Raw genomic sequence first — 348 nt, 5'->3', positions numbered from 1 at the left:
GGCAATGCGATCGCACAGGCGCTGAAGGCTGCGATGGGGGAACCGGTGCGGCCCAACCAGCCCGGTGAGCGATCCTCGTCACACCCCCAACAGCCCGAGCCGCCGGCGACGACCTCGTGGGTGTCGCTGCAGGTGACCAGGCAGGAAGTGACCGAGTCCGAAGAGGATTGAGCGTCGTGGACGACCTGGCCTTCACCGCCCCGCTGTGGTGCGACTCCGGCGGTTCGTGGCGATTCGTCACGGTGCCCGATGACCTCTCCGATGTGATCCGGTTCGAGTCCGGTCCGCCGACCGGCTTCGGCGCGGTGAAGGTGGAGGTGAGCGTGGGTGCCACCACCTGGCGGACGA

Annotated in this window: 1 protein-coding gene; it reads left to right on the top strand. The window is 68.4% G+C overall.

Translation table 11 applies throughout. From position 1 onward, the window contains the following. Positions 1 to 116 precede the first annotated feature (116 nt). Positions 117 to 348 (top strand): DUF1905 domain-containing protein (locus BN358_RS29370; RefSeq protein WP_040583629.1); only part of this gene is annotated, 232 nt, incomplete at its 3' end.

It is taken from the genome of Sedimentibacter sp. B4 (genome assembly GCF_000309315.1).
Classification (GTDB): Bacteria; Bacillota; Clostridia; order Tissierellales; family Sedimentibacteraceae; genus Sedimentibacter; species Sedimentibacter saalensis.
Note: the sequence above shows the minus strand (reverse complement) of the source record. Positions and strands in the feature narration are given on the sequence as shown.